This is a genomic window from Ignavibacterium sp. (assembly GCF_025998815.1).
In the GTDB taxonomy this organism is placed as follows: domain Bacteria; phylum Bacteroidota; class Ignavibacteria; order Ignavibacteriales; family Ignavibacteriaceae; genus Ignavibacterium.
Map to the genome: position 1 here is coordinate 3,101,359 of NZ_AP026678.1, position 25,521 is coordinate 3,126,879.

Here is a 25,521-nt window from a genome sequence, read left to right on the forward strand (position 1 = left end):
TTGCCTGAAGAAAAAAAAATAGCAGCCTGGCGTCGTGTTCTAAGGTACATAGTAAACACAATCGTTTACTTTGTAGTTGGATTAATTTTTTTGCTGATGGTTGTATTTGTTATTTCTCAGACAAATTTCTTTAAAGAATGGCTACGCGATACTTTAGTTGAAACATTAAATAAAGAAATAAAAGGAAGTCTTTCTGTAGAAGAAATTGATGGAACAATTTTCACTTCACTTCAGATAAAAAATGCTGTTCTTACTTCATTGCAGAAAGATACGGTTGTAAGTGTTGGTTTTATTGAATTAAGAACAAGTCCGCTTAAACTTTTATTCAAAAATATTTATGCTCGTCACATTGAGCTGCGTGATGTGAATGCAAAACTTGTTGAAGAAGAAGATGGTGAATTGAATCTGCTTAAAATATTTCCTTCATCGGAAGAACCTGAAGACACAACTAAATCAGAATTTCCTTTCACAATTACGGTAGCTTCGCTTGAACTTAACAATATAAATTTCTCTTTTCAGAAATATAATCTTGTTGGCAGCACTGCTTATTATCCTTCGATGAATTTTGATGACTTTAGAATCAAAAACCTGAATCTTTCACTTTCTGCATTCGCTGATTTGAATAAATATGATTATCAACTTCAGATTGATAAACTTTCTTTCGAACCAAACTTTACATTTTTCAATCTTAAAAATTTGTCGGGAAGATTTTTATTAACAAGAAATGCTGCCGGAATTGATAATCTGAATATTGAAACGGATGATACAGAGCTTAATTTATCTGCAGGTATTACTTATGTTGATTTCCTGGAAAACTTCTCTGAAGAAGATCTTAAAACTGCACCACTTCGTATTGATCTTGATATCAATAAATTAAATTTCAATGCAATCTCTACTTTTTTTCCTGATTTAGATATGCTTGGTGGTGATTTGAATGGTAAATTAAGTGTTACCGGAACGATGAATGATTTGCTTGTTAAAAAATTGGAACTTTATACAGGAAGAACTTCGATTGTTGCAAATGCCGAATTAAAAAATCTTCTCGGTCCGGATAGTTTGAGAATTAACGCTTCACTGGATAATTCATATATTTTTTTACCTGATGTCGGTACAATTCTTAAATCACAATCATTTAATGATTATAAAGATTTTGGTCTGATTAAGTTTAATGAATTAAAATACATTGGAACACCAAATTCATTTACTTCAACATTTGCACTCGAATCTCAAAAGGGAAAACTGAAAGGAAAATCCTTTCTCGATTTCTCATCCGATAATATGAAATATGATGCAGAATTGTTCACTGAAAATTTTGATTTTTCTACTTTCACCGGAATTCCGAGCAGAATCAATTCTAATCTTAAAATTATTGGTGAAGGAACTGATCCCGAAACAGTTAATGCAAAAGTCCAGTTAGATGCGTTAAATTCTTCATTTGGTAAACTGGATATTAACTCTTTTCAGATTAATGCTTCAGCAAAGGATAAAAGAATTCAGTTTGATTTAAATCTTTTATCAGACACTGCGAATGTTTCATTGAATGGTATTGTTGATTACTTAAATCAGAATGACCCTTATCATAAAATAGATGGTTTTGTAAATAACCTTAACATTGGAAAGTTGCTCAATGATGAATCTTTAAATTCAAAAATTAATATCAGTCTTGATGAAGAAGGTCGTGGCTTTAATCCGGATAGTATGGATTTATTTCTTATTACGGATATTAAAAATTCTTCCTTCAGTGAATATGAAATTGACAGCACAAGATTAATTCTTGATGTAAGACGAAATGACGGTGGAATTAAAGTTATCAATCTTGTTTCTGATATTGCTGATATTACTCTTAAAGGTGATTTCTATATCACAACATTGGCTAAAGCTTTTGCAAATGAAAGTCAGATTATCATTAATCAGATTAAGGAAAAAATTAATCCTGTGCTCGGAATCGAAAATGAAGCGACAACTCAAATTCAGATTAATAATCCTGTAATTACCAACTCGGTTTTCTACGCTGATATTCTTCTTGATTTCAAAGAGTTTGTTCCGCTTAAAATTAATTCGAATGAAATTGAAATCGGTGGAATGATCACGGGAAATATTAAAGCAACTTCAAGCACATTAGAGTTAGTACTAAATTCCAATCTTAACTATTTGAAGTTGATGTCACCAACAAATCTTGTGTTTCTGACTCAATCAAGATTTAATGTAAATCTTTTTAATGAACGAAAACCAGATTCCACTATAAACACAAACATAAAAGTTGGATTTGCTTCTGATAGGATTTATGCTGGTACTAACTTTTACAATGTCAGATTAAATGTGAATTATGATAATGACTTATTACAAATTTCCTCCGGTGGATTTATTCAGAATAATCTTAGTTACAATATTAACGCACGTGGAAAAGTTTCTGATGATACTCTAAAGTTCAATTTTTCTGATTTGAACATTATCTACAGAGGCATTCCGATTCAGAACAAAAGTGATCTGAGAATTTATTATTCCAAAGGCGATTTTATTTTTGATAATTTTGTTCTTGATGCTGCAAAAGGGAAAATAATTGCAAACGGGTTTTTTGGTGAAAGTCCTGATGGTAAGGTTACGCTAAGCGTTAAGGATATAAGCAGCGAACTAATAAGTGAAAAAGTCTTGTCGCTCACTCCGGAAAATTATATTCATTCCAGTATTAATATTAAAGGAGAATTAACAGGCAACATTTCTAATCCTGTTTTTAATATTGATGCCTCACTGAGTGATATCGTTATTAATGAGAAAAAGTTTGGTTCGCTTATCGCTAAGTTTGATTATGACAATAATCTGTTAAACACAGATATCAGAATTGTTAACAGAACTGAAGGAATAAATGAACCGGAACTTTCTATAGTAGGATACATTCCGCTAAATCTTTCTCAGACTGATAGTTTAAATGAACCTGTTAAAGAAATTAACTTGCATGTTTTTTCTGATAATTTCAATCTGGCTTCTCTTGGAAATCTTATTCCAACACTTGAAATAAAAAGCGGTTTTCTTGAAACAGAAATTTATCTTGAAGGACAAATTGATAACCCAATAGTTACTGGTTATCTTTCTTTCAACTCAACAACGGTTAAATCTTTATTTAATAATCTGGTTTATAATTTTGATTCAAAAATCTATTGGGATAATGAAGAGATATCTTTTGAAAGTATTTCGCTAAGTAATCAGTTAGGAACAAAGAATGGTGGCTCAATTAAAGGAAGCGGAAATATTACACTTAAAAAGTTTTTGTTGTCAACAGCTGAATTCAAATTTAATGGCGATTTAAAAGTACTGGATAAAATATCAAAGGAAGTTAATCCGAATGTTTACGGAGATTTGGTAATTCAAACCAAAGGCGATATTACTTTTGAAATGAATGAAACGCAGATGAATTTGAATATGCCAATCAGTGTAACGGAAGCTGATCTGGTTTTCCCACTTTCAAAATCTGCATATTCAGGTGCTGCTGATTTCAAATACAGATGGATAAATTCAGATAGTTCAAGAAGTATAATTGAGTCTCAGCTTGATAGCTTGTTACTTGAATTTGAGAGAAGAGAAATTGCAAGTCTTCCAACTAATGGAAAGCGCACTTTTAATTATACAATTGATGTTAAACTTGATACTGAAGCCAAAATTGTTGTTATGCTTTCAAAAGAACTTAATCAGGATTTAACTGCCGTGTTAGATGGAAATGTGATTCTGACTTCTGTTGATGGACTTCAGAGAACCAGCGGACAGTTCAATCTTCTCGAAGGTTCAAAGCTTACTTTCATTAAGACTTTTGAAGCAAGTGGAAATATAAAATTTGAAAACATAAGCAATCCGCTGATAGACATAACTGCAACATATAAAGATTACTATACTCCTGTAACTGAAAGCGGAACAACAGAACAGGAAGTAGCAGTAAAAATAAAATTAAAAGGTCCGCTCAGCGAGCTCAACCAGAATTTTGTGAAAGATCCTGAAAACATTGGAGTTTATATCGGAGCAGAGAATATTCAGAAAGATCAGAGAGATCCAACCAAAGGACCATCCGATGCTGTCTTCTTTATTATTTCAGGGAAATTTACTGATGGTGCAACAACTCAGGAACGCAGCGCGGTCGCTTCTGTTGCAACTGATCTGGCTGGTTCTGTTTTGGGCGGAGTATTGAATCAATTTGTCGGTGATTATGTTAGAAGTATACAGCTCAGACAAGTTGGAACTGAGACGAAATTCAGTCTTATTGGCAAAGTTGGCAACTTCAGATATGAGATTGGTGGAACAACAGAAGTATTTCAGGACCTTAGCAGAGCAAGTGTTAAAATTAACTGGCCTGTTTCAAGAAGACTTTTGCTGAAGCTCGAAAGAAAAGAATCTTTTGTTAATCAATCTGTTGTAAACGCCGAGCTTTATAATGAAATCGGTTTAAAATATTTATTCGAATTTTAATGAAAAAAGAATTAAAAGCATTCTTCAAAAAAAATCCCGGCAGATCTTACAAAGCAAAAGAAATTGCCAGACGCTTAAATGCAAACTCTGATCATCAGTATGAAGCATTAAAAAGCGCATTGAATAAACTTTATGATGAAAAATTTCTCACACGAACCGGCAAGAGATTCAAGCTCAATCAAATACCTTCAACAAATAAAATAACTGGCACACTCGAGTTGACTGAAGGTGGTTATGGATTCGTGATTCCGGATAACCGCAAACTGAGCGATATTTTTATCGCTGCCAGGAATCTTGGAACTGCATTCGATGGTGATAAAGTTGAAGTTGTTCTTTTTGCAAAACAGAAGGGAAGAAATCTTGAAGGTCAGATTGTAAATGTCATTTCCAGAAAGCGTAAAGAATATGTCGGAATTCTTAAGAAAGAAAAATCACTTTATTACATTACGCCTGACGAACCAACAATCCATCGTGATATTTACATTGATCCACAAAAGATTAACTCAGCAAAAGTCGGTGATAAAGTTGTGGTTGGAAATCTTGTTTGGGAAATTCCAACGCAAAATCCTATCGGAGAAATTATTGAAGTATTAGGAAAACCAGGTTCTCTTGACACAGAAGTAACTTCAATTGCAAAAGAATTTGGATTAAGATATCGCTTTCCGTCCAGTGTTGTAAATGAAGCCGATGAAATAATTTTTGAAATCACTTCCGAGGAATTAAAACACAGAGTTGATTTCCGTGAAAAGAATGTAATTACAATTGATCCTGAAGATGCAAAAGATTTTGATGATGCATTATCAATAGAGAAAAATGAAAACGGCAATTTCATAGTTGGAATTCATATAGCTGATGTTTCTCACTATGTCGATTATGATTCATTTCTTGATCAGGAAGCACAACAAAGAGGAAATAGCGTTTATCTTGTTGGTAAAGTTATTCCAATGCTTCCGGAAAACCTTTCTAATAACATCTGCTCGCTTGTTCCGAATGAAGATCGGCTTACTTATTCTGTAATTGTTGAAATGACTCCAAGAGGAAGAATTGTTGATTATCAGATAAAGAAGACCATCATCAATTCCAAAAGAAGATTTAATTATGATGAAGTTCAGAAAATAATTGAGACAGGTGAAGGAGATTTCGCTGAGGATATACTGAACCTTGATAAGCTCGCAAAAATATTAAGACGCAAGCGAATGAAAGAGGGAAGTTTTGACTTCAATACTCTTGAAGTGAAATTTAAACTTGATGAATATGGGAGACCACTTGAAGCTTACATCAAGTCAATGAAAGACAGCAATATGCTGGTTGAAGAGTTTATGCTTCTTGCCAACAAAATTGTTGCACAACATATTGCTTTACCCAAAAGAGGAGAAGCAAAACCGTTTGTTTATCGTGTGCACGATTTACCTGATCAGGAAAAAATATTTGAATTTGTTCGCTTTGTTAAATCGCTTGGATATCAGGTTAATCCTAACTTAATCAAGAAATCAAGTGAGTTTCAAAAGTTACTTGATCAGGTTAAGGGAAAAGAAGAAGAGCCGCTTATCAATGAACTTGCAATTCGTTCTATGGCAAAAGCATTTTATTCACCGAGAAATATTGGACATTACGGATTAGGATTTAAATATTACACGCACTTTACTTCACCAATCAGAAGATATAGTGATTTACTTGTTCACAGACTTTTGTACAAATACATTGAAAGTCCAAAACTTCCTGGTTATACACTTGAAGAGCTTGAAGAAATTTGCGAACACATCTCTGCTTGTGAAAGAACAGCAATGGAAGCCGAAAGATATTCGGTTAAACTGAAACAGGTTGAATTATTGTCAAATCGTGTGGGAGATGAATTTCACGCTATTATTTCGGGTGTTGTTCATTTTGGAATCTTTGTAAAAATCACTGATATTCTTGCCGAAGGACTCATAAGGTTGAGAGATCTGGAAGACGATTTTTATATCTATGATGAAAAGAAATATGCAATAATCGGAAAGAGAACTAAAAAAATGTATAGACTTGGAGATAAAGTTAGTGTTAAACTTGTAAGAGTAAATGAAGAAAGACTTGAATTGGACTTTCTCATTGTTGAATAAACGAGGATAAAGTTTATGAAGAAAATATTTTTAATCTTATTCGCATTTGTTATCACTTCGCAAACTGGTTTTGCACAGTTTGGAAAAAATAAAGTTCAATACAAAGATTATGTCTGGTATTACATTCAGACTGATCACTTCGATATTTATTTTAATGAAGGTGGTGAAACTTTAACAGAGTTTACTGCGCAGGCTGCTGAAGATGCTTTAAGTTCAATTCAAAATACTTTTAAGTATAAAATCAATAGCAGAATTACAATTATTGTTTACAATTCGCAGAATGATTTTCAGGAAACAAATGTAACGGACACTTATCTCAGCGAAGGTATTCAGGGTTTTACAGAGCTATTCAAAAACAGGGTTGTAATTCAGTTTACTGGTTCATATAAACAGTTCAGACATCTTATTCATCACGAATTGGTTCACGCAGTAATGAATGATATGTATTATGGTGGCTCAATTCAGAATATCATTTCAAGCAATATTTCGCTTCAGTTCCCAATTTGGTTTTCTGAAGGACTAGCAGAATATGAAGCATTAGGTTGGGATGTTGACACAGATATGTTTTTGCGTGATGCAACAATCAGTGAAAATCTTCCTGATATGATGAACCTTGATGGATACTTTGCTTATCGTGGCGGACAATCTGTTTTCTATTATATCGCAAATAAATATGGCCGCCAGAAAATTGGTGAACTTATGAATAAGATTAAAGGAGTTGGAAATGTTCCCGAAGCGTTTCGTCAAACACTTGGAATTGATTTGAAAGAACTTGGTGAAAGATGGAAAAAAGAAATTAAAAAAACTTATTGGCCTGATATTGCGCTTAGAGAAGATCCGGAACAGTTCGCTAAGAGACTTACTAATCCAAAAAATGATGATGGATTTTATAACACTTCTCCTGCGCTTTCGCCTCAGGGAGATAAAATTGCATTTATTTCAAACAGAAATTTTTATTTTGATGTTTTTATAATGGATGCGATTGATGGTAAAATTATCAAGCGAATTGTGAAAGGAAACAGAACACCGGATTTTGAAGAACTGAATATTTTAACTCCGGGATTAACCTGGTCACCTGATGGAAATAAAATTGCTCTTTCAGCGAAGAGTAACGGATATGATATAATTTACATTATTGATGTAAACACAGAAGATAGAAAATCTCTTCCTGTTAAACTTGAAGCTATTCACAGTGTAACATGGTCTCACGACGGAACCAGATTGGCATTTATCGGACAGGATAAAAAGCAATCCGATGTTTATATCTATGAACTTGAAACGAATGTATTAACCAATCTTACTAATGATTCTTTTGGTGATTATGATCCATCGTGGTCAAACGACGACCGATATATTTATTTCTCTTCAGATCGTGGTGATAATATTAAAACTGATAAAGTTCTTGATGGAGTTTCAATCTACAATACAGACTATAAGCAAAAAGATATTTACCGCATTGTCCTCGAGAATAGAAGAATTGAAAGAATAACTAATCTTCCAGAAAGTGATGAAACTTTTCCCCATCAAAGTGCTGATGGAAAAAATCTAATTTTCATTTCTGATATAAACGGAATTAATAATATCTATACTTTTGACCACAAACGAGATGATAATTCACTAAAAGTTGCAAATGAAGAAACTGATCTGACTCCGATTACAAATTCACTTACCGGATTGTATCAGCTTTCGCTTTCTTATGACACAAAGAAAATGGCTTTCTCTTCGCTTTATGAATCTGTATTTAATATCTTTCTTATGAACAATCCATTTGAACCAAAGACAAATCTCAAACCTCTGAAGCCAACTTTGTTTATTGAAAAAATGCGTAAGAAAGAATTAGATGGAGATGGGCAAATAGTTGTTGTTGATGAAGCCATCGCTGATACAACTCAAAAGAATGCTGATGATATTACAATCTTTACCGGAAATGTGGTTGATCCGAATGACACTTTAAGTAAAGCTGAAAGAGACTATTCAAGATATATCTTTGGAATTACACAAGCGCAGGATTCTGCAAAACAGATTTCCAATTTATTTATGCCACAGGATAATCTTGATGATGAAGGCAATTTCAAAGTGAGGAAGTATAAAGTTACTTTCGGACCAGACCTTGTTTATGCAAACGCTGGTTACAGCACTTTTTATGGACTTATTGGTACAACAATTTTATCATTCAGTGATGTGCTTGGTGACCACCGCCTGATTGGTGTTACCGGTTTACAGATTGATTTAAAGAACAGTGATTACGGTTTAGCTTATTATTATCTCGGTGGAAGAATTAAATATGGTGTTGAAGGATTTCACACAGCAAGGTTTGTAAATCTTATCAGAGGTGATTACATAAATCTCTATCGCTTCAGAAATTTTCAGCTATCTGTAAATGCAAATTATCCTTTGAATCGTTTTTACAGATTTGAAGGTGGCGTAAGTTATATGAATGTAAGAAGTGAAAATCTTGATGACTATACAGTGCCGCTTGAAGAAGCAAGTTTCTTTGTTCCGCAATTAGCTTTTGTTCACGACAATGTGCTCTGGGGTTACACCTCTCCAATTGAAGGAACCAGATACAGATTTGATACATACGGGAACCCGGGAATTGGCAATAAGAATTTAAGCTTCTGGACAGCAACCGGAGACTACAGAACTTACTTCAGGTTTTTTACCGATTATAGTTTTGCAATCAGATTCTCGGGTGGATATTCAACCGGCGCTAATGCCCAAAGATTTTTTATGGGAGGAACTGAAAACTGGATTAATCGAAGTTTTGCAACAACAGAAATTCCGATTAACTCTACTACTGATTTTGCATTTCTCACAGTTGTTTTACCAATGCGCGGATTTGATTATTCCGAAAGAATTGGAACTAAATACGCATTGATGAATTATGAATTCCGGTATCCATTAATTGGTTATTTAATCCCGCGTGGCATTCCATTATTCTTTGCTAACATTCTTGGTACTGTATTTCTTGATATCGGCACTGCCTGGAATGATAACAAACAACTTCAACTGTTTGATAAAAATCAATTTGGTCAAACGAGAACAAAGGATTTACTCATTGGAACCGGCGTTGGTTCACGAGTTTACTTTTTAGGATTCTTACTTAAGTTTGATGTTGCCTGGGCATATTTCGTAGAAAAATGGTCAGAACCAAAATTTTATTTTTCGATAGGTTTGGATTACTAAAAAGTAAATCTGGATTATGTAAAACTCTTTGATAATAAATAATTAGTTTTAGAACTTAATCAGGCATTTAAACAAAAAGAGACAACCTAATTCGTTGTCTCTTTAATTTTATCAATCAGAATATCCTTTCAAGCAGCAGCTTCTTTTACAGTGCTTTCACTTTTTGTGTTATTCTTCTTAGAACTACCTGAATTGGAGTTGTTAGAGTTATTTTTATAATCGGTTTGATAAAATCCATTACCTTTAAATATTGGTCCGGCTCCCGGCCCAATTAATCTTTTCAGTTGACCACCACACTTTGGGCAAGTTGTAAGTGGTTGATCTTTCATTGACTGAAAATACTCAAATGTATAATTGCATACTGAACATTTATAGTCGTATGTAGGCATAAACTCAATCTCCTTAAAATTTTGTGGGCAAACTTAAGCAGAATTATTAAAAAATTCTATAATTTTGATGCAGTTAATAATATTCAGGTTTCAGTGAATGAAGAATTTTCTTTCTGTAGTTGTATTGGCATTTTTATTAGCAGGTTGCATTAACTATGAACAAAGGGTTCTCATTTATCCGGATGGTTCCGGAAATATGGAAATTCATTATTGGATGCACATACCGGATTCAACGGTAGGAAAATCAGTTGCAAATCTCGGAATATTTATTCCTGATTCGATCCGCAATGAATTCAGCTCACCCTTCGTAAAAATTTTGGATATTACATCCTATTCAGATAGTACCGACTCAACAATTCATTCCGTGATAAAAATAGAATTCAGCAGCATTGATTCATTAAACACGATTAAGGCATTTGCACAATCGGAATTTTCACTAAAGGATGGAGCATCAAATCAGAAAATTTTTACTCAGTTTATTCCTCCGGTAACCACAGGATTCGGAATTGATGGTTCAAAATTTTTTGTAAAATATGTATATGAAATCCGTGGAGACATAATTACGCATAACGCTATAAGCCAAAAGAAAAACATTTTAACCTGGCAATACAATTTGAATGAGATTGGTAGGGGTAAAACCATATCAGTTACCTTTAAGCCATACAAATTAAAAGAAACACCCAAATGGATTTATTATTTAGCCGGTTTAGTATTGCTTGTGGTAATATTTTACCTTTTCCGAAAGAAAAAAGATTAATTAACCGTAGTTAGCAGAAGTTAAATTTTATTGACAGAGCAGAGTGCTTTGGTTATATTTCGCCTCTGCTTTTTAAAAAGCTGAGAAGGATTTTATGATTTCAACAGAATTTATGATTTTTTCGGGCAGCTCTAACCTTCCGTTAGCCCAAAAAATTGCTGAAAAGATTGGTACTGATTTAGGACAGATTGAATTAAAAAGATTCAGTGATGGCGAGATTTGGGTAAAATATGGTGAGAATATTCGCGGAAGAGATATTTTCATCATTCAATCAACAAATCCTCCAGCTGAAAACATAATGGAATTGCTGATTATGCTTGATGCTGCAAGAAGAGCATCAGCCAAAAGAGTAACAGCAGTAATTCCTTACTTTGGTTATTCAAGACAGGATAGAAAAGATCAGCCAAGAGTTGCAATCACAGCAAAGCTAATGGCTAATCTTATAACTGAAGCTGGTGCTGACCGTGTAATTGCAATGGATTTACACGCATCACAGATCCAGGGTTTTTTTGATATACCTTTTGATCATCTTTACGGATCATCAGTGTTCTTAAATCGTTTGAATGGTCTGTCAGAAAATCTTTCAATCGTTTCACCGGATGTTGGTGGAATAAAGATTGCACGAGCTTATGCAAAAATGCTTAATTCAAGTTTGATTGTAATTGATAAAAGAAGACCAAAGCAAAATGTTGCAGAAGTGATGAATATAATAGGTGAAGTTGAAGGAAGAGATATTTTAATTGTTGATGATTTAATTGACACTGCCGGAACATTTGTTGGTGCAGTAAATGCTCTGAAGGCAAAAGGTGCTAATAAAATTTATGGAGCAATCACTCATCCGCTTCTTTCGGGAAAAGCATTTGAGAGATTAAAGAATTGCGATGATTTAGAAAGACTATATGTAACTGACTCTATAAATATTGATGAGACTCAATGCGAAAAGATATCCGTTGTATCCGCAGCGGGTTTATTTGCAGAAGCAATAATCAGAACTCATAACAATGAATCAATCAGTTCATTATTTAACATAGATAAAGGATAATTAGAATCTGGAGTAAATATGGATAAAGTAACTTTAGAAGCAAAGAAAAGACAAACACCTACTAAATCAGCTTTAAATCAGTTGAGAAAAAGTGGTAAAGTTCCGGGTGTTTTCTATTCTAAACATCACGAACCGATTACTATAGAAGTACCTGAATCGGCAATAAAGCCATTGGTATTCACATCCAAAACAAGTTGGATTTCTCTTAGTTTAGATAGTGGTGAAAAATATGACTGCGTAATTAAAGATGTTCAGTTTGATCCTGTTACGGATAAAATTGTTCACTTTGATTTAATTGGTTTGCAGGTTGGAGAAAAAATTCAATTCGAGGTTCCGGTATTATTAAAAGGAACCGCTATTGGAGTAAAAGAAGGTGGAGTTGTTCAGCATTTTGCCCACAAGCTGGAAGTAGAATGCTTACCAACAGATATTCCCGAACATATTGAAGTTGATATAACAAATCTTAAAATCGGAGATTCTATTCATGTTTCTGATTTAAGTGTTCCGGGAATTTCATTTATCACAAGTGCCGATGCTTTGGTTGTTTCTGTTACTCATCCTCGTGCAGAGAAAGAGGAAGTCCCTGCTGCTGAGGGTGAAGCTCCTGCAGAACCAGAAGTAATTGGCAAAGGTAAACCTAAAGAAGAGGAAGAAGAATAACTCATTGTGCATGCCGTTGTTGGAATTGGAAATCCTGGTAAAAAATATCAGTTCAACAGGCACAATGTGGGCTTTCTTGCATTAGATCATTTTGCTGAAAAGCAAAAAATTAGATTCATACCTTCAAAGTATGATTATTATTTTACTGAAGGGGATGTTGAAGGAAATCCTTTTATACTGGCAAAGCCAACAACTTATGTTAATAATTCCGGAATAGCTGTAAAGGACCTGATTAGTTCTTACAACATTCCGGTTCAGGATGTTCTTATTGTTGTTGATGATATTAATTTGAATGAATTTGATTTCAGATTAAAAAAATCCGGTAGCGACGGCGGTCATAACGGTTTAGCATCAATAATATATTCACTTAATACTGATGCTTTTCCCCGATTAAGAATAGGTATAGGAAGCGACTTTGAAAAGGGAAACTTAGCTGAGTATGTGCTATCTGACTTTGATGAAACAGAATTGAAAAAACTTTATGAAACATTTGAATATACCTCTGCAATAATCAGAGCATTTATTGTCGGAGGTTATAATTCCTGCTTATCCGAGTATAGTAAAATAAAAAATCAATTAAAAAATAATCTTAAAGATTCAAACGGAAGTTAGGAGATAATCATGGATCTCATAATTCACCTTGTACCATTATTGGGAGTTCTTGCATTAATTTATACTTTCTGGAGATCTGCCTGGATTTCCAAAAAAGATCCTGGAACAGAAAAAATGCAGCGTATTTCAAAATACATTGCTGATGGTGCAATGGCTTTTCTTAAAGCCGAGTACAGAGTTTTAATATTCTTTGTAATTGTTGTTGCTGCTCTTCTTGCATATAGTGGTTCAACTGCAGCAAATTCGTCTCCGTTAGTTGGAGTATCTTTTGTGGTTGGAGCTTTCTGTTCAGCATTAGCTGGATTTATCGGAATGCGGGTTGCTACTAAAGCAAATGTCAGAACTACAAATGCTGCAAGGACAAGTCTTGGTAAAGCTTTAGAAATTGCTTTCGCTGGTGGTTCTGTAATGGGAATGGGAGTTGTTGGATTAGGAGTTCTGGGTCTGGGATTATTATTCATTTTTTACAGCGATACTTTCGGTATAAATACTGCTGATGATCTTACAAAAGTTATAACTGTAATTACAGGATTTTCTTTCGGTGCTTCGTCAATCGCATTGTTTGCAAGAGTTGGAGGAGGAATTTATACTAAAGCAGCTGATGTTGGTGCTGACCTTGTTGGGAAAGTTGAAGCAGGAATTCCTGAAGATCATCCGCTTAATCCAGCTACCATAGCAGATAATGTTGGTGATAATGTTGGTGATGTTGCTGGTATGGGTGCTGACTTATTTGAATCTTATGTGGGTTCAATCATTTCTACAATGGTTCTTGGTGCTGCTTTCTTTACAATTCCCGAATTCATAAATAATTTTTCACTTGGTGCAGTAATGCTTCCTTTGGTAATTGCTGCCGTTGGAATTGTAATGTCAATGATAGGAACTTTTTTCGTGAGAGTTAAAGAAGGTGGTGATCCACAAAAAGCATTGAATAAAGGAAATCTGGTTGCCGGATTTTTAATGATTGCGTCCTCCTGGGTTTTAATTAAATGGTTATTACCGGAAAGCTGGTATTATCAGGACCCATTATATGAATGGGCTGATCCTGTAAAAGGTAATTTATATACTTCAACAGGAATTTTTGTTGCAACATTTGCTGGAATTGTTTCCGGCGCTATGATTGGAATGATTACTGAGTATTTTACCGGAAGCGGTAAACCACCTGTTACGCGAATTGCTCAACAATCAGTCACAGGTACCGCTACAAATATTATAGCGGGTCTTAGTGTAGGAATGCTTTCTACAGCTATTCCAATCTTAGTGTTAGCATTAGCAATCGTTATTGCATTCAACTTTGGTGGATTATACGGAATTGCAATTGCAGCCGTTGGTATGCTTTCAATTCTCGGAATTCAATTAGCAGTAGATGCTTATGGTCCTATTTCAGATAATGCTGGTGGAATTGCTGAAATGTCTGAACTACCAAAAGAAGTTCGCGGAAGGACTGATAAACTTGACGCTGTTGGTAACACAACCGCTGCTATTGGAAAAGGATTTGCAATTGGTTCTGCTGCATTAACTGCATTAGCTTTATTTGGTGCTTATATGACTTCAGCAAATATCAAAGCTATTGATATTTCAAAAGCTCAGGTTATGGCTGGTTTACTTATCGGTGCAATGATTCCATTCTTATTTTCTGCACTTGCAATGCAGGCAGTTGGAAAAGCTGCAATGTCTATGATACAGGAAGTAAGAAGACAATTCACATCTATTCCTCAGCTAAAAGCTGCTCTTGAAGTGATGCGTAAAAATCAAGGCAAGGAACATTCAGAATGGAGTAAAGAGGATTTAACAACTTTTGAAGAAGCTGATGGAAAAGCAGAATATGCAAAATGTGTAGAGATTTCAACCAAATCTGCTATTAAACAAATGCTACTTCCAGGATTGCTTGCAGTGATTGTCCCAATTCTTACAGGATTTCTTGGTGGAAAAGAAATGCTTGGCGGTCTTGTTGCAGGTGTTACTGTTACAGGAGTTCTAATGGCTATATTCCAGGCAAATGCCGGAGGTGCCTGGGATAATGCAAAGAAAATGTTTGAAGAAGGTGTTGAGCTTGATGGACAAAAATATTACAAGGGTTCTGATGCTCATAAATCTGCGGTTGTAGGTGATACAGTAGGCGATCCGTTCAAAGATACATCAGGACCATCATTAAATATTCTGCTCAAGCTGATGTCCGTTGTAGCTCTTGTAATTGCGCCTCTTATTAAGTAGATTTGGAGCGCTTTTTTTAATTAACATATGTCAATAAACCCTGCTCTTGCTTAATGTAAGGGCCTAAAGTCCAAAGGGAGGTGAATAGACTGAATGAAATCAGGTGTATACGAAAGTGCAATTTTAATTAACGCTGCACTAGAAGATAATCAAATCGAAAATGTTATAAATCGCGTTAAAGAGTTCATTACCACAAACGGTGGACAAATTCGCGATTTTGAAAATTGGGGAAGAAAAAGACTAGCATATCCGGTAGATAAAAGTAAGATTGGTTATTATGCAATCTTCAGATTTGATGCTCCGGGTAGCATAGTTTCAAAGCTTGAGAGATTTTACAATCTCGATGAGCATATACTTCGTTACCTTACTATTAAACTTAGTAAGGAAGCTCTCGAACAAATCGAAAAAAATAAAACCCAAAGTGTTTCCTTAAAAGAAGAATCTATTCCTGAAACTGAAGTTAATCTTCAGGTTGAGGAAGATGAAGAAGAAATTGAAGATAACGACAAAAATTAATTTATAACGATTAGTACGGAGGTTACAAATGGCTGAATTGAAAATGCCCGAAATTAATTATGTTATTGTTGCAGGAAATCTTACTAAGGATCCTGTCTTCAGAGAAACTACCAACGGAACCCCTGTTGTTAATTTCTCTATTGCTTCTAACAGAAAGTTCAAAGACAGCTCAAACCAATGGCAGGAAGATGTTTGCTATGTTGGTGTTGTTGCCTGGAATAAACTTGCTGAAAGTTGCAGAGACAGACTTAAGAAAGGTTCTGCTGTACTTGTTGATGGTGAACTTCAGAGCAGAAGCTGGAAATCTGAAGATGGGCATAACAGAAGCATTGTTGAAATTAAAGCAAGAAGAATTCAATTCTTGAATAAAAGATTAATCGGAACCGAAAACGGTACACTTAAAGAAGATGAAGTTACCAGTGTAAGTGAAGATGATAATGATTATACAGAAGATTCATTTGATAAATTTTTATCAGATGAAGAGTCAAACTTAATTAAACAATCAGGAACGGAATCAAAAGATGAAAAAGGAAATTAAAGTAAAGAAGACCTGCAGATTTACTGAAGCTGGTATAAAATACATCGATTATAAAGATGTTAAACTGCTTCAGAAATTTATTACTGAGCAGGGAAAAATTATTCCTAAAAGAATTACAGGTACAAGCGCTAAATATCAAAGACAATTGGCGATTGCTATTAAGAGAGCAAGGCATATGGCTCTGCTGCCTTATGTTGCTGATACTGTAAGGTAATTCGGAAAGGGTGAAATAATGAAAGTAATTTTAAGACAAAATATTGATAAACTTGGAAAAATAGGGCAGATTGTTGATGTAAAAGACGGTTATGCCTTAAACTATCTTATTCCAAAAGGATTTGCTTATGTTGCTGTTAAAGGCAATGTCAAAGCACTCGAGGAAGAAAAGAAAGTAGTTGAAAAAAGAAATCAGCAGGAACTTAAAGCTGCTGAAACTCTTGCTTCCGAATTAGAGAAAATTTCTGTTACCATTCCTGTTCAGGTTGGTGAAGAAGATAAGATTTTCGGAAGTGTAACTACTCAAATGATTGCCGATGCGTTGAAAGAAAAAGGTCATGATATTGATAAAAGAAAAATTGAAATGGAAGAACAAATCAAAACACTTGGTATTTATAATGTAAATATTAAACTTCATCCGAGTGTAAGTGCTAAGATTAAGGTTTGGGTAGTCAGAGAATAAAAATCTAAACTGTAACTTTTACAAAGGGCTTGCTCGAAATTTTTTTTGACAAGCCCTTTTTTATTTGTTAGAAGTCTGGTCGAAATGAAAACATAAAAGAATTACTAATAAGATGTACCAACTAAGTTTTAAAACGATTTTCAGAATTATTGATTTGCCTACCTTCGTTAGGTAAAATTGATTGGATGAATGAATAAGAGAATTTAACCGATGATAATTTAACTTGAAGATGAATTATTTAAGGAACTAGCTTAAAACCCTTATTTCCTTATACCTTCTTTCCCCGCTTAGCATAAAGCAAAAAAGGAAGCGCATCGGCTTCCTTTAATTTGAATTCCATTAAACTTAAAGATTATTTATCTGACCTTAATCTTGTTTTCCTTAATCAGTTTGGCAATGTGAGCGGTGCCTTTTTTGTTAATTGTTTTAATTGCACTGGTAGAAAGTCTTAAGGTTACAAAACGATTAAGCTCCTGAACCCAAATTCTCTTTTTCTGCAGATTTGGTAAAAATCTTCTGTTTGTCTTGTTGTGAGCATGCGAAATACTGCTTCCGTAAACAGGTCCTTTTCCTGTTACCTGACATCTTCTCGACATTTTTAATTACTCCTTCTTAATATTCCAATTTTGAGCAACAAATATAGAAAGTTTATACTTAATCAGAAAACTTTCCATCAAAAATTTTTTAAAAAATTCTATTAAAAGTAACTATTGATGTTGACAATTATTTAAGAACTGCTAAATTTATAATTGAAATCTTAAGCAAATCGTTTATTTCCAAAAATTTGAAAGGATGAGATATGGAATTCTATGAATTACATCCTGTTAACCCACAAATCAGATTCATTAATAAAGCAATTGATGTTCTACGGGATGGTGGAATAGTCATTTTCCCGACAGATACATATTACGGAATTGGTTGTGATCTTTATAATAAGGAAGGTATTGAAAAATTACTTGCAATAAAAAATGAAACGAATACGAAACTTTTCAGCTTTATTTTTTCTGATTTTAAGGATATAAGTAAATATGCCAAAGTTTCTGATTATGCTTTTAAGATTATGAAAAAACTTTTGCCCGGTCCTTATACATTCATTTTGCCGGCAGCCAAAGAGGTTCCTAAAAAACTTTGGAGTAAGAGAAAAACTGTTGGAATAAGAATGCCCGAACATAATGTCTGTAAATTATTGGTTTCTGGACTCGGTAACCCGATTGTAAGTACGAGCACTACAAACCGCTTGGGCGATCCGATTGTAGATCCGAACGAAATAAAAAATGTTTTTAACTCTCAGGTTGATTTGATGCTCGCATCAAGTAACCTTATTGCAGAACCTTCAAGTGTTATTGACCTCAGTGGCGAGGAGCCAGTCGTAGTTAGAGAAGGTGCAGGCGACATAAGTATTTTTCAGTAAGCTCTACTTTTTTCTGTGAACAAAATTCGATGATGCCTGAGCTAAAGGAGTGAGTATAATCTGATTTATATTTACGTGCTTTGGTCTTGTTGCAGCATATATAACAGCATCTGCAACATCCTGTGGAGTTAACGGCTGAAGACCATCATAAACTTTTTTTGCTCTTTCGTCATCTCCACGGAATCTTACTTTACTGAATTCTGTTTCAACCATACCGGGATCAACGCTTGTTACTTTAATTCCTTTTTCAAGTACATCAATTCTGAATGACTGACTTAGAGCTTTCACGGCAAACTTGGTTGCAACATAAACATTGCCCATTGGATAAGGTTCGTGTCCGGCAGTTGAGCCAATGTTAATGATGTGGCCTGTTTGCCTTTCAACCATTTGGGGAACAATAACTCTGGAGACATAAAGCAATCCTTTAATATTTGTGTCAATCATCTCATCCCAATCTTCTATTTTGCCTTCATAGAATTTATCAAGACCGCGTGCAAGCCCTGCATTGTTTACAAGTATATCAATCGTTTTCCATTCATCAGGAAGTGATTCATAAAACGATTTTACTTCATTAAAATTTCTGACATCCAATTTAGAGGAAATTATTTCAACTTTATACTTTTGAATTAGCTCTTCGGCAAGAATATCAATTCTTTCTTTTCTCCTTGCAGTTAAAATTAGTTTGGCATTTAGTTCAGCAAATTTTTCTGCACATGCTTTACCAATACCTGATGATGCGCCTGTTATAAGAACAGTTTTTCCTTCAAGAGTTACCATTGTTGAAATCCTTTTTAATTAAATATTCCCGGAATATGGAAACCGCACTTTGTGCATTTTCCTTTTTCAAAGTTATGAAATTTTATGTTATGCCAGTTTCTTTCAATCATAAGTGAATTACAGTTAGGGCAGAATGTTGATTGATTTTTCGAATCAAGTACATTTCCGACATAACAATATTTTATTCCCTCTGTTTCAGCAATTCTTTTTGCTCTTAATAATGTTGAGTGAGGAGTCGGTGATTTATCCCTCATCTTAAAATCCGGATGAAATGCAGTGAAATGTACTGGAACATTTTCACCAAGATTTTTTAATATCCATTCGCATTCCTTTCTTATTTCATCATCGGAATCATTTTCACCCGGAATTAAAAGTGTTGTTAGTTCAATCCAGACATTAGTTTCATGTTTTAACCAGTAGATTGTATCAAGCACATAATCGAGATGAGATAAAGTATTTTTGAAATAAAATCTTTCAGTGAAACCTTTTAAGTCAACATTAGCGGCATCAATGTACTGATAGATTTCTTTCCTTGCCTCTTTATCAATATAGCCGGCAGTTACCATTACATTCTTAATTCCTTCTTCACGAGCAAGTTTGGAAATGTCAATTACATATTCTCCGAAAATAGTTGGGTCATTATAAGTATATGCGATTGAAGGTGTTTTATATTTTTTTGCCAATGCAACAACATCCTCAGGTGAAGCTTCTACCGAATATGTCTCATCAAGTTTTGCTTTGCTGATTGACCAATTTTGACAAAACTTACAACCAAGATTGCAACCAGCAGTTCCAAAAGATAAGATAGATGTGCCCGGAAGAAAATGATTCAGTGGTTTTTTTTCAACCGGATCAATTGCAAATCCTGTTGGTCTTCCGTAGCCGATTGAATAAAGTTTTCCGCCAATGTTTTGTCTAATGTAGCAGAAGCCAGGTTGTCCATCGCCAATTTCACAGTACCGTGGACATAGTGTGCAAAGTATTTTTCCTTTTTCCGTAGGTTGCCACCACTTTGCTTCTTTAAGTTCTGATGTTCTCATATTACATCACCTCAAATCTTATCCAGTTTGTTCTGCTCTTTTCTGAATAAGGAGCTCCGGCTGTAAAAATAAGAAGATCGCCTGATTTTGCAAGTCCTGAATTAAGTATAGAAGTTTTGGCTTCTTCAATTGCAATATGTTCTTTATCAATCTTCTCCGAAAAAATTGGAATTACACCCCAATGTAATGAAAGATTATTCATTGTTTCAAAGTTGTTTGAAACAGCTATGATTTTTGCTTTAGGTCTGTATTTCGAAATCAATCTTGCTGTTCTTCCTTTTTCTGTAAATACCACAATTGCCTGTGCATTTGTCTGATGACTGATTGACACAACTGCTCTTCCAACAGAATCAAATAACTTTTCCTGAAGTGAATCCGGAATCAGATAATCCATTTCTTTTTTAGCAATAGAATGTTCTTCTGCATTTTTAAGTATATCATTCATTATCTGAACGGTTCTTACAGGAAATTTTCCAACAGAAGTTTCGCCACTTAGCATTACAACATCAGTTCCATCCCAAACAGCATTTGCAACATCAGATGCTTCTGCTCTTGTTGGAATTGGTGAGTTTATCATTGATTCGAGCATCTGCGTTGCAGTAATTACCATCTTTCCTGCACAATTACATTTTCTTATAATTGATTTTTGCAAAACAGGAACTTCCTGAGGTTGAAGCTCAACACCCAAATCACCGCGGGCAATCATAATTCCATCAGCAATTTTTAATATGTCATCAATCTGTTCAACGGCTTCCTTCTTTTCGATTTTTGCAATTACGGGAATTTCTTTCCCTTTCATCAAGAGCCAGTTCTTTAATTCAATTACATCTTCGGCACTACGAACAAATGACAGCGCGATAAAATCAACTCTGTGTTTAAGTGCGAACTCAAGATTTTCATAATCCTTTTCTGTGATTGAAGGGGTGCTTAGTTTCATCCCAGGCAGATTCATCCCTTTTCTTGGTTTCAAAGTTCCGTTGTTCAGAACTTTGCAAATTACTGAGCTCTCAGTTTTTTCAATTATTGAAAGGCGAATCAAACCATCATCAATCAAAATAAGATTACCAACTTCAGCATCTCGTGGAAGATATTTGTAAGTCGTGGAAATCTTTTCTTTTGTTCCGATAACTTTTTCAGTTGTGATTTCAATTATGTCATTTTCTTTTACCGGAATTTCTGGCTCTGCAAGTTCACCAATCCGGATTTTTGGTCCTTGCAAATCAATCAGAACAGCAAGTGGAGTTTTTTCTTCTACACAGGCAAGATAAATGTTCCTGAAAATTTCTTCGAAGAAATTAAAATCGCCATGAGAAAAATTTAATCTTATTCCATCAATACCGGCATAAATAAGATTTTTAATTTGTTCGACTGTTGCTGTTGCCGGTCCAAGCGTAGCAAGTATTTTTGTTTTTGCAATATGTTCAACTGCTTCGGGCATTATTTCTTACTTTTCTTTTTTTGTTGATTGTTATTCTGAGTTCGAACCTGTCTTGATTTCTCGTAGAGTTCTCTTATTCGCTTTTCTACAAGATAAAAAACAGAGCCAGCTTCATAACCTTTTGCTGTCTTTTTTCCTGCCTTAACTCCGGTAAGTATTTCAATACCTTCTTCAACTCTGGAAATCGGATACAGATGAAATATCCCTTTCTTTACTGCTTCAATAACTTCTTCCTTGAGCATTAAATCTCTTATGTTTTGAACCGGAAAGATAACACCTTGAGTTCCTGTGAATCCTTGCAATTTACAGATATCAAAAAATCCTTCAATCTTTTCATTGACACCACCAATAGGTTGAACATCTCCTTTTTGATTAAGAGAACCTGTAACAGCAATTGATTGCTTTAGTGGTAAGTTAGAAAGAACAGACAGCAAAGCAAAAATTTCTGTGCAGGAAGCACTATCTCCTTCAACCATTCCGTAGGATTGTTCGAACACAAGATTAGCATTGAATGATAAAGGCATATCCTGTCCGAATGTTTCGCGGAAATAACCTGATATAATCAGAACGCCTTTGTTATAATGTCTTCCGCTCATTCCGGCTTCGCGTTCAACATTAATTATTGCTCCACTTCCGAGTGAAACAGTTGCGGTAATTCTCGTTGGTCTTCCGAAAGAATAAAAGTCTGCATCGTAAACTGCGAGTCCGTTTATTTGTCCTACTCTTTCACCCTGAGTGTCAATTAAAATCAGATTGTCTTTATACATCTCAGTGATTTTTGATTCAAGCATTCCATGTCTGTCTTTCGCCATTCTGTAAGCTTTCTGAACATGGAAATCAGAAACAATATTTTGCCCATCATCCTTAGCCCAGAAACTTGCTTCGCGCATTACATCAGCTATGCGTGAAAATCTTGTACTCAATTTATCCTGCCTTCCTGCAAAAATTGCACTTATCTCCAGCAGGTAGGCAATTGCAGATTTATCAAACTCAAGTAGGTTTTCTTCTTTAATAAGTTTCTTAATTACTTTGGCATATTCCTGAATATTGTGATCAGTCCTGTTAATTTCATAATCAAAATCAGCTTTCACTTTAAACATTTTTTTGAAATCATATTCGCGTTCACTCAAATATGAATAGATGATTTGACTGCCGATTAAAATTACTTTTGTTTCAATATCAATTGGCTGAGGTTTCAATGATGTAGATGAAAGTGAAAACAGAAATGGTGATTCCTGAATTTCTAATTTATTATAAGTGAGAACTCTTTTTAGCGTTTTCCAAACACCTGGTTCTTCGAATAAATGAAGAACATTCAATACAAGGTAACCACCGTTTGCCTTAAGTAGTGAACCGGCTTTAATATTTGTAAAATCACTATACCATCCACCGTGCCCATCGCTTACCCGTTCAATTGTTCCGAAAAGATTTACAAAAGTTGGATTGGTTTCAATTATTACGGGACATTCGTTTGTATCGCTATTATCGAGAATGATGTTCACATCGTAATCACTGAAGTAGTCAATTTCCACGCCTTGTTGAGTTGTTTCGCCAAGCGGTTTAACGCCTTTGAATATTTGAATATTGCTAAGAATATTTTCTTCAACCTGATTCAGAAAATTTAAAACAGAGTTTGAGCCATACTTTTCTTTAAGTCCTTCAAAAATTCCTTTGACAATTATTTCAGCACTATCCCGTTCAAGCTGTTGAAGTTTTTCCTGAAATTCCTGACTTATCTTTAATCCTTTCTTGAACAACATCTGAAGATCTTGCTGACTATCCTGATATTGCTTGAAAATTTCCTGTGCCTGCTCTTTTGAAATTTTATTCTGAGTTACAAGCTCTTCAATTTGAAAGATCGGAACAGGATTTCCATCAATCAGCGGAAGTATGTCTGGTCTGATTACTTCACCAACTTTAATTTGTCCAAGTGAGAATCCTTTTTTACGTAATTCTTTATCAAATGAATTCATCAACTCCTGTTCTTTTTGATTGTACTCATCAATCAGATTTTTCTTGCGAGTAAGATATAAATCACTCTCAAGAGCTAGAGGTATTCTTTGCTTAAGGATTTCAATTGCTGATTGTAAATCCTGACGAAACTCTTTTGCTCTTCCTTTTGGAAACTTTAAGAGCATTGGTTGATCAGGATCTTTAAAGTTATTTACATAAGCATAATCGTGAAGTTCCGGACATTTTGCAGTAATCTTTTCTAACATTTTCTTTACTGTTGTTGCTTTTCCGGAACCGGAAAGTCCTGCAATATAGATATTGTAACCAGGGCTTCTTAAATCAACTCCGAGTCGAATTGCCTTTAAAGCTCTTTCCTGACCAAGAATTCCTTCAATCGGTTCAAGATCTTCTGTTGATTCGAATTCAAAAATTTCGGGATTACATTTCCATCTTAATTCTTCGGGCTTTAATTCTCTGTGAGCAGGAGCTTTAGGATTTGCCATAGTGTTTCCTCATATTTATTTTGGAGTGAGAGGAATGATATACTTTAAATTATTTTTCTCGATGTCAAACTAAACATTCTTTAAAATATTTTCAAAGACAGCCATCAAAGGACACTTTTTATGAATGTTGAACAATTCCGGCAACAATTTCCGTTTATTAAAAAAGGAATTATCTATTTTAATCATGCTTCAACTGCACCTGTATCTTTGGCTGTTAGAGAAAGAATTACTGAACTGCTGAAAGAAAAATCAGAAACGAAAATTGATGATTACTTTTCTTTCCTTAAAGTTTATGAAGAAACCAAAATTCTTTTAAGTGAATTGATTAATGCTAAACCTGACAGAATTGCTTTTTTAGATAACACAAGTAACGGTTTAAATATTCTTGCAACCGGAATTGAATGGAAAGAGGGCGACAGAATTTTATTGAACGATATTGAATTTCCCGCAAATGTTTATCCGTTTCTTAACCTGGAAAAATTTGGTGTTCAGGTTGATTTTGTTAAATCAAAAAATGGAATTGTCTCTGCAGAAGATATTATTGCAAATGTAAAACCACAGACAAAATTAATCTCCGTTAGTTTCGTTCAGTTTTTATCGGGATATAAAATTGAACTTGAAAAGCTCGGAAACTTTTGCAGGCAGAATAATATAATTTTTTCGGTTGATGGTATTCAGGGAATTGGTGCAATGAATTTTGATGTTCAGAAATTCAAAATAGATTTTCTTTCCTGCGGAACACAAAAATGGTTATTTGGTGCTCAAGGTCTTGCATTTATTTATCTTACCGAAGATTTGCAGAGAAAACTTAATCCGGCTTATGTCGGTTGGCTTTCAGTTGAAGATGCCTGGAATTTGTTGGATTATAAAATGAATTTGAAAAAGTCTGCTAATGTTTATCAGGGAGGAACTCTTAATTCGCTTGGCATTTACATCTTCAATACATCTTTAAAATTATTAAAGGATTTTGGATTTGACAGAATTGAAGAAAGAGTAATTTCAAACACTAAGTATCTTCGTAAAAAATTAAATGAGATGGGAATTAAAAGTCTGCTTGATGAAGTAGATGAAAAGTTTTATTCAGGAATAACAACCTTCAAAGTTGATAACGCAGAAAAATTGTTTAAACATCTTGAGGAAGAAAAAATTGTTTGTTCTTTACGCGAAGGTTTTATAAGATTATCACCACATTTTTATAATACATTTGAAGATATTGATGTTGTAATTAAATCAATCAGGAAATTCATAACAAATAAGGATTAAA

Annotated in this window: 20 protein-coding genes; 14 read left to right on the forward strand and 6 right to left on the reverse strand. The window is 34.3% G+C overall.

The genetic code is table 11. The annotated features are described in order from the left end of the window. From Q0X14_RS13410 to Q0X14_RS13420, 3 genes are read left to right on the forward strand one after another with little or no spacing between them, the layout of a single operon-like run. Window positions 1–4,452: a hypothetical protein gene (locus tag Q0X14_RS13410; protein ID WP_297839612.1), complete on the forward strand. Its 4,452-nt coding sequence runs from the start codon at window positions 1–3 to the stop codon at window positions 4,450–4,452. Beyond that, on the forward strand, window positions 4,452–6,548 hold the full coding sequence (rnr, locus tag Q0X14_RS13415; protein WP_297839615.1) for a ribonuclease R: 2,097 nt from the start codon (window positions 4,452–4,454) through the stop codon (window positions 6,546–6,548). The genes Q0X14_RS13410 and rnr overlap by 1 nt, the downstream gene beginning before the upstream one ends. Window positions 6,549–6,563: 15 nt before the next feature. Continuing rightward, the gene (locus Q0X14_RS13420) at window positions 6,564–9,734 is read left to right on the forward strand and encodes a biopolymer transporter Tol (RefSeq protein WP_297839618.1); all 3,171 of its coding nucleotides are present in this window, start codon (window positions 6,564–6,566) and stop codon (window positions 9,732–9,734) included. Window positions 9,735–9,862: 128 nt separating this feature from the next. On the opposite strand, the gene Q0X14_RS13425 is transcribed toward Q0X14_RS13420, so the two are convergent. Next, entirely contained in the window at window positions 9,863–10,123 is a 261-nt protein-coding gene (locus Q0X14_RS13425) for an FmdB family zinc ribbon protein (RefSeq protein WP_297839621.1), read from the reverse strand. A 97-nt stretch (window positions 10,124–10,220) separates the two neighbouring features. On the opposite strand from Q0X14_RS13425, the gene Q0X14_RS13430 reads away from it, so the two are divergent. The 9 genes from Q0X14_RS13430 to rplI all read left to right on the forward strand — a co-directional run bounded on the left by Q0X14_RS13430 (window position 10,221) and on the right by rplI (window position 17,135). Continuing rightward, complete coding sequence (locus Q0X14_RS13430) at window positions 10,221–10,880, forward strand: hypothetical protein (protein ID WP_297839624.1); 660 nt, start codon at window positions 10,221–10,223, stop codon at window positions 10,878–10,880. Window positions 10,881–10,974: 94 nt separating this feature from the next. Then, entirely contained in the window at window positions 10,975–11,922 is a 948-nt protein-coding gene (locus Q0X14_RS13435) for a ribose-phosphate pyrophosphokinase (RefSeq protein ID WP_297839627.1), read from the forward strand. 18 nt (window positions 11,923–11,940) lie between these two features. Further along, complete coding sequence (locus Q0X14_RS13440; RefSeq protein ID WP_014559460.1) at window positions 11,941–12,582, forward strand: 50S ribosomal protein L25; 642 nt, start codon at window positions 11,941–11,943, stop codon at window positions 12,580–12,582. Between the two features lie 6 nt (window positions 12,583–12,588). Then, window positions 12,589–13,194: an aminoacyl-tRNA hydrolase gene (gene pth, locus Q0X14_RS13445; RefSeq protein ID WP_297839632.1), complete on the forward strand. Its 606-nt coding sequence runs from the start codon at window positions 12,589–12,591 to the stop codon at window positions 13,192–13,194. Between the two features lie 9 nt (window positions 13,195–13,203). Further along, a complete protein-coding gene (locus tag Q0X14_RS13450) occupies window positions 13,204–15,405 on the forward strand; it encodes a sodium-translocating pyrophosphatase (protein WP_297839635.1) in 2,202 nt (733 codons plus the stop codon). Window positions 15,406–15,498: 93 nt separating this feature from the next. After that, window positions 15,499–15,921, forward strand: coding sequence for a 30S ribosomal protein S6 (gene rpsF / locus Q0X14_RS13455; protein WP_297839637.1), 423 nt, complete (start codon window positions 15,499–15,501; stop codon window positions 15,919–15,921). Window positions 15,922–15,949: 28 nt separating this feature from the next. Beyond that, window positions 15,950–16,459, forward strand: coding sequence for a single-stranded DNA-binding protein (locus tag Q0X14_RS13460; RefSeq protein WP_014559464.1), 510 nt, complete (start codon window positions 15,950–15,952; stop codon window positions 16,457–16,459). After that, on the forward strand, window positions 16,443–16,673 hold the full coding sequence (gene rpsR, locus Q0X14_RS13465; protein WP_290664691.1) for a 30S ribosomal protein S18: 231 nt from the start codon (window positions 16,443–16,445) through the stop codon (window positions 16,671–16,673). The genes Q0X14_RS13460 and rpsR overlap by 17 nt, the downstream gene beginning before the upstream one ends. An 18-nt stretch (window positions 16,674–16,691) precedes the next feature. Further along, window positions 16,692–17,135, forward strand: a complete 444-nt coding sequence (rplI, locus tag Q0X14_RS13470) for a 50S ribosomal protein L9 (protein WP_297839645.1) — start codon at window positions 16,692–16,694, stop codon at window positions 17,133–17,135. A gap of 356 nt (window positions 17,136–17,491) precedes the next feature. Here rplI and rpmB read toward each other — a convergent pair whose 3' ends face one another. Beyond that, complete coding sequence (gene rpmB / locus Q0X14_RS13475) at window positions 17,492–17,731, reverse strand: 50S ribosomal protein L28 (protein ID WP_297839646.1); 240 nt, start codon at window positions 17,729–17,731, stop codon at window positions 17,492–17,494. Window positions 17,732–17,934: 203 nt separating this feature from the next. Between rpmB and Q0X14_RS13480 the strand changes: the two genes are divergently transcribed. Next, on the forward strand, window positions 17,935–18,546 hold the full coding sequence (locus tag Q0X14_RS13480; RefSeq protein ID WP_297839648.1) for an L-threonylcarbamoyladenylate synthase: 612 nt from the start codon (window positions 17,935–17,937) through the stop codon (window positions 18,544–18,546). A gap of 3 nt (window positions 18,547–18,549) precedes the next feature. On the opposite strand, the gene Q0X14_RS13485 is transcribed toward Q0X14_RS13480, so the two are convergent. Genes Q0X14_RS13485 through Q0X14_RS13500 form a run of 4 tightly spaced genes read right to left on the reverse strand, consistent with a single transcriptional unit; the run spans window position 18,550 to window position 24,257 of the window. Then, the gene (locus Q0X14_RS13485; protein WP_297839650.1) at window positions 18,550–19,323 is read right to left on the reverse strand and encodes an SDR family oxidoreductase; all 774 of its coding nucleotides are present in this window, start codon (window positions 19,321–19,323) and stop codon (window positions 18,550–18,552) included. A gap of 14 nt (window positions 19,324–19,337) precedes the next feature. Beyond that, entirely contained in the window at window positions 19,338–20,363 is a 1,026-nt protein-coding gene (gene amrS, locus Q0X14_RS13490) for an AmmeMemoRadiSam system radical SAM enzyme (protein ID WP_297839653.1), read from the reverse strand. Window position 20,364: 1 nt separating this feature from the next. Continuing rightward, a complete protein-coding gene (pyk, locus tag Q0X14_RS13495; protein ID WP_297839656.1) occupies window positions 20,365–21,801 on the reverse strand; it encodes a pyruvate kinase in 1,437 nt (478 codons plus the stop codon). Further along, entirely contained in the window at window positions 21,801–24,257 is a 2,457-nt protein-coding gene (locus Q0X14_RS13500) for an AAA family ATPase (protein ID WP_297839659.1), read from the reverse strand. The genes pyk and Q0X14_RS13500 overlap by 1 nt, the downstream gene beginning before the upstream one ends. Before the next feature lie 120 nt (window positions 24,258–24,377). Here Q0X14_RS13500 and Q0X14_RS13505 point away from each other — a divergent pair, with 120 nt between their 5' ends. Beyond that, complete coding sequence (locus tag Q0X14_RS13505) at window positions 24,378–25,520, forward strand: aminotransferase class V-fold PLP-dependent enzyme (RefSeq protein ID WP_297839662.1); 1,143 nt, start codon at window positions 24,378–24,380, stop codon at window positions 25,518–25,520. Window position 25,521 lies beyond the last annotated feature (1 nt).

What these genes read in the sequence shown, in the direction of transcription:
- rnr (WP_297839615.1), top strand. Translation starts at nt 4,452, where the DNA reads ATGAAAAAAGAATTAAAAGCATTCTTCAAAAAAAATCCCGGCAGATCT.
- Q0X14_RS13420 (WP_297839618.1), top strand. Translation starts at nt 6,564, where the DNA reads ATGAAGAAAATATTTTTAATCTTATTCGCATTTGTTATCACTTCGCAA.
- Q0X14_RS13425 (WP_297839621.1), bottom strand. Translation starts at nt 10,123, where the DNA reads ATGCCTACATACGACTATAAATGTTCAGTATGCAATTATACATTTGAG.
- Q0X14_RS13430 (WP_297839624.1), top strand. Translation starts at nt 10,221, where the DNA reads ATGAAGAATTTTCTTTCTGTAGTTGTATTGGCATTTTTATTAGCAGGT.
- Q0X14_RS13435 (WP_297839627.1), top strand. Translation starts at nt 10,975, where the DNA reads ATGATTTCAACAGAATTTATGATTTTTTCGGGCAGCTCTAACCTTCCG.
- Q0X14_RS13440 (WP_014559460.1), top strand. Translation starts at nt 11,941, where the DNA reads ATGGATAAAGTAACTTTAGAAGCAAAGAAAAGACAAACACCTACTAAA.
- Q0X14_RS13450 (WP_297839635.1), top strand. Translation starts at nt 13,204, where the DNA reads ATGGATCTCATAATTCACCTTGTACCATTATTGGGAGTTCTTGCATTA.
- rpsF (WP_297839637.1), top strand. Translation starts at nt 15,499, where the DNA reads ATGAAATCAGGTGTATACGAAAGTGCAATTTTAATTAACGCTGCACTA.
- Q0X14_RS13460 (WP_014559464.1), top strand. Translation starts at nt 15,950, where the DNA reads ATGGCTGAATTGAAAATGCCCGAAATTAATTATGTTATTGTTGCAGGA.
- rpsR (WP_290664691.1), top strand. Translation starts at nt 16,443, where the DNA reads ATGAAAAAGGAAATTAAAGTAAAGAAGACCTGCAGATTTACTGAAGCT.
- rplI (WP_297839645.1), top strand. Translation starts at nt 16,692, where the DNA reads ATGAAAGTAATTTTAAGACAAAATATTGATAAACTTGGAAAAATAGGG.
- rpmB (WP_297839646.1), bottom strand. Translation starts at nt 17,731, where the DNA reads ATGTCGAGAAGATGTCAGGTAACAGGAAAAGGACCTGTTTACGGAAGC.
- Q0X14_RS13480 (WP_297839648.1), top strand. Translation starts at nt 17,935, where the DNA reads ATGGAATTCTATGAATTACATCCTGTTAACCCACAAATCAGATTCATT.
- Q0X14_RS13485 (WP_297839650.1), bottom strand. Translation starts at nt 19,323, where the DNA reads ATGGTAACTCTTGAAGGAAAAACTGTTCTTATAACAGGCGCATCATCA.
- amrS (WP_297839653.1), bottom strand. Translation starts at nt 20,363, where the DNA reads ATGAGAACATCAGAACTTAAAGAAGCAAAGTGGTGGCAACCTACGGAA.
- pyk (WP_297839656.1), bottom strand. Translation starts at nt 21,801, where the DNA reads ATGCCCGAAGCAGTTGAACATATTGCAAAAACAAAAATACTTGCTACG.
- Q0X14_RS13500 (WP_297839659.1), bottom strand. Translation starts at nt 24,257, where the DNA reads ATGGCAAATCCTAAAGCTCCTGCTCACAGAGAATTAAAGCCCGAAGAA.
- Q0X14_RS13505 (WP_297839662.1), top strand. Translation starts at nt 24,378, where the DNA reads ATGAATGTTGAACAATTCCGGCAACAATTTCCGTTTATTAAAAAAGGA.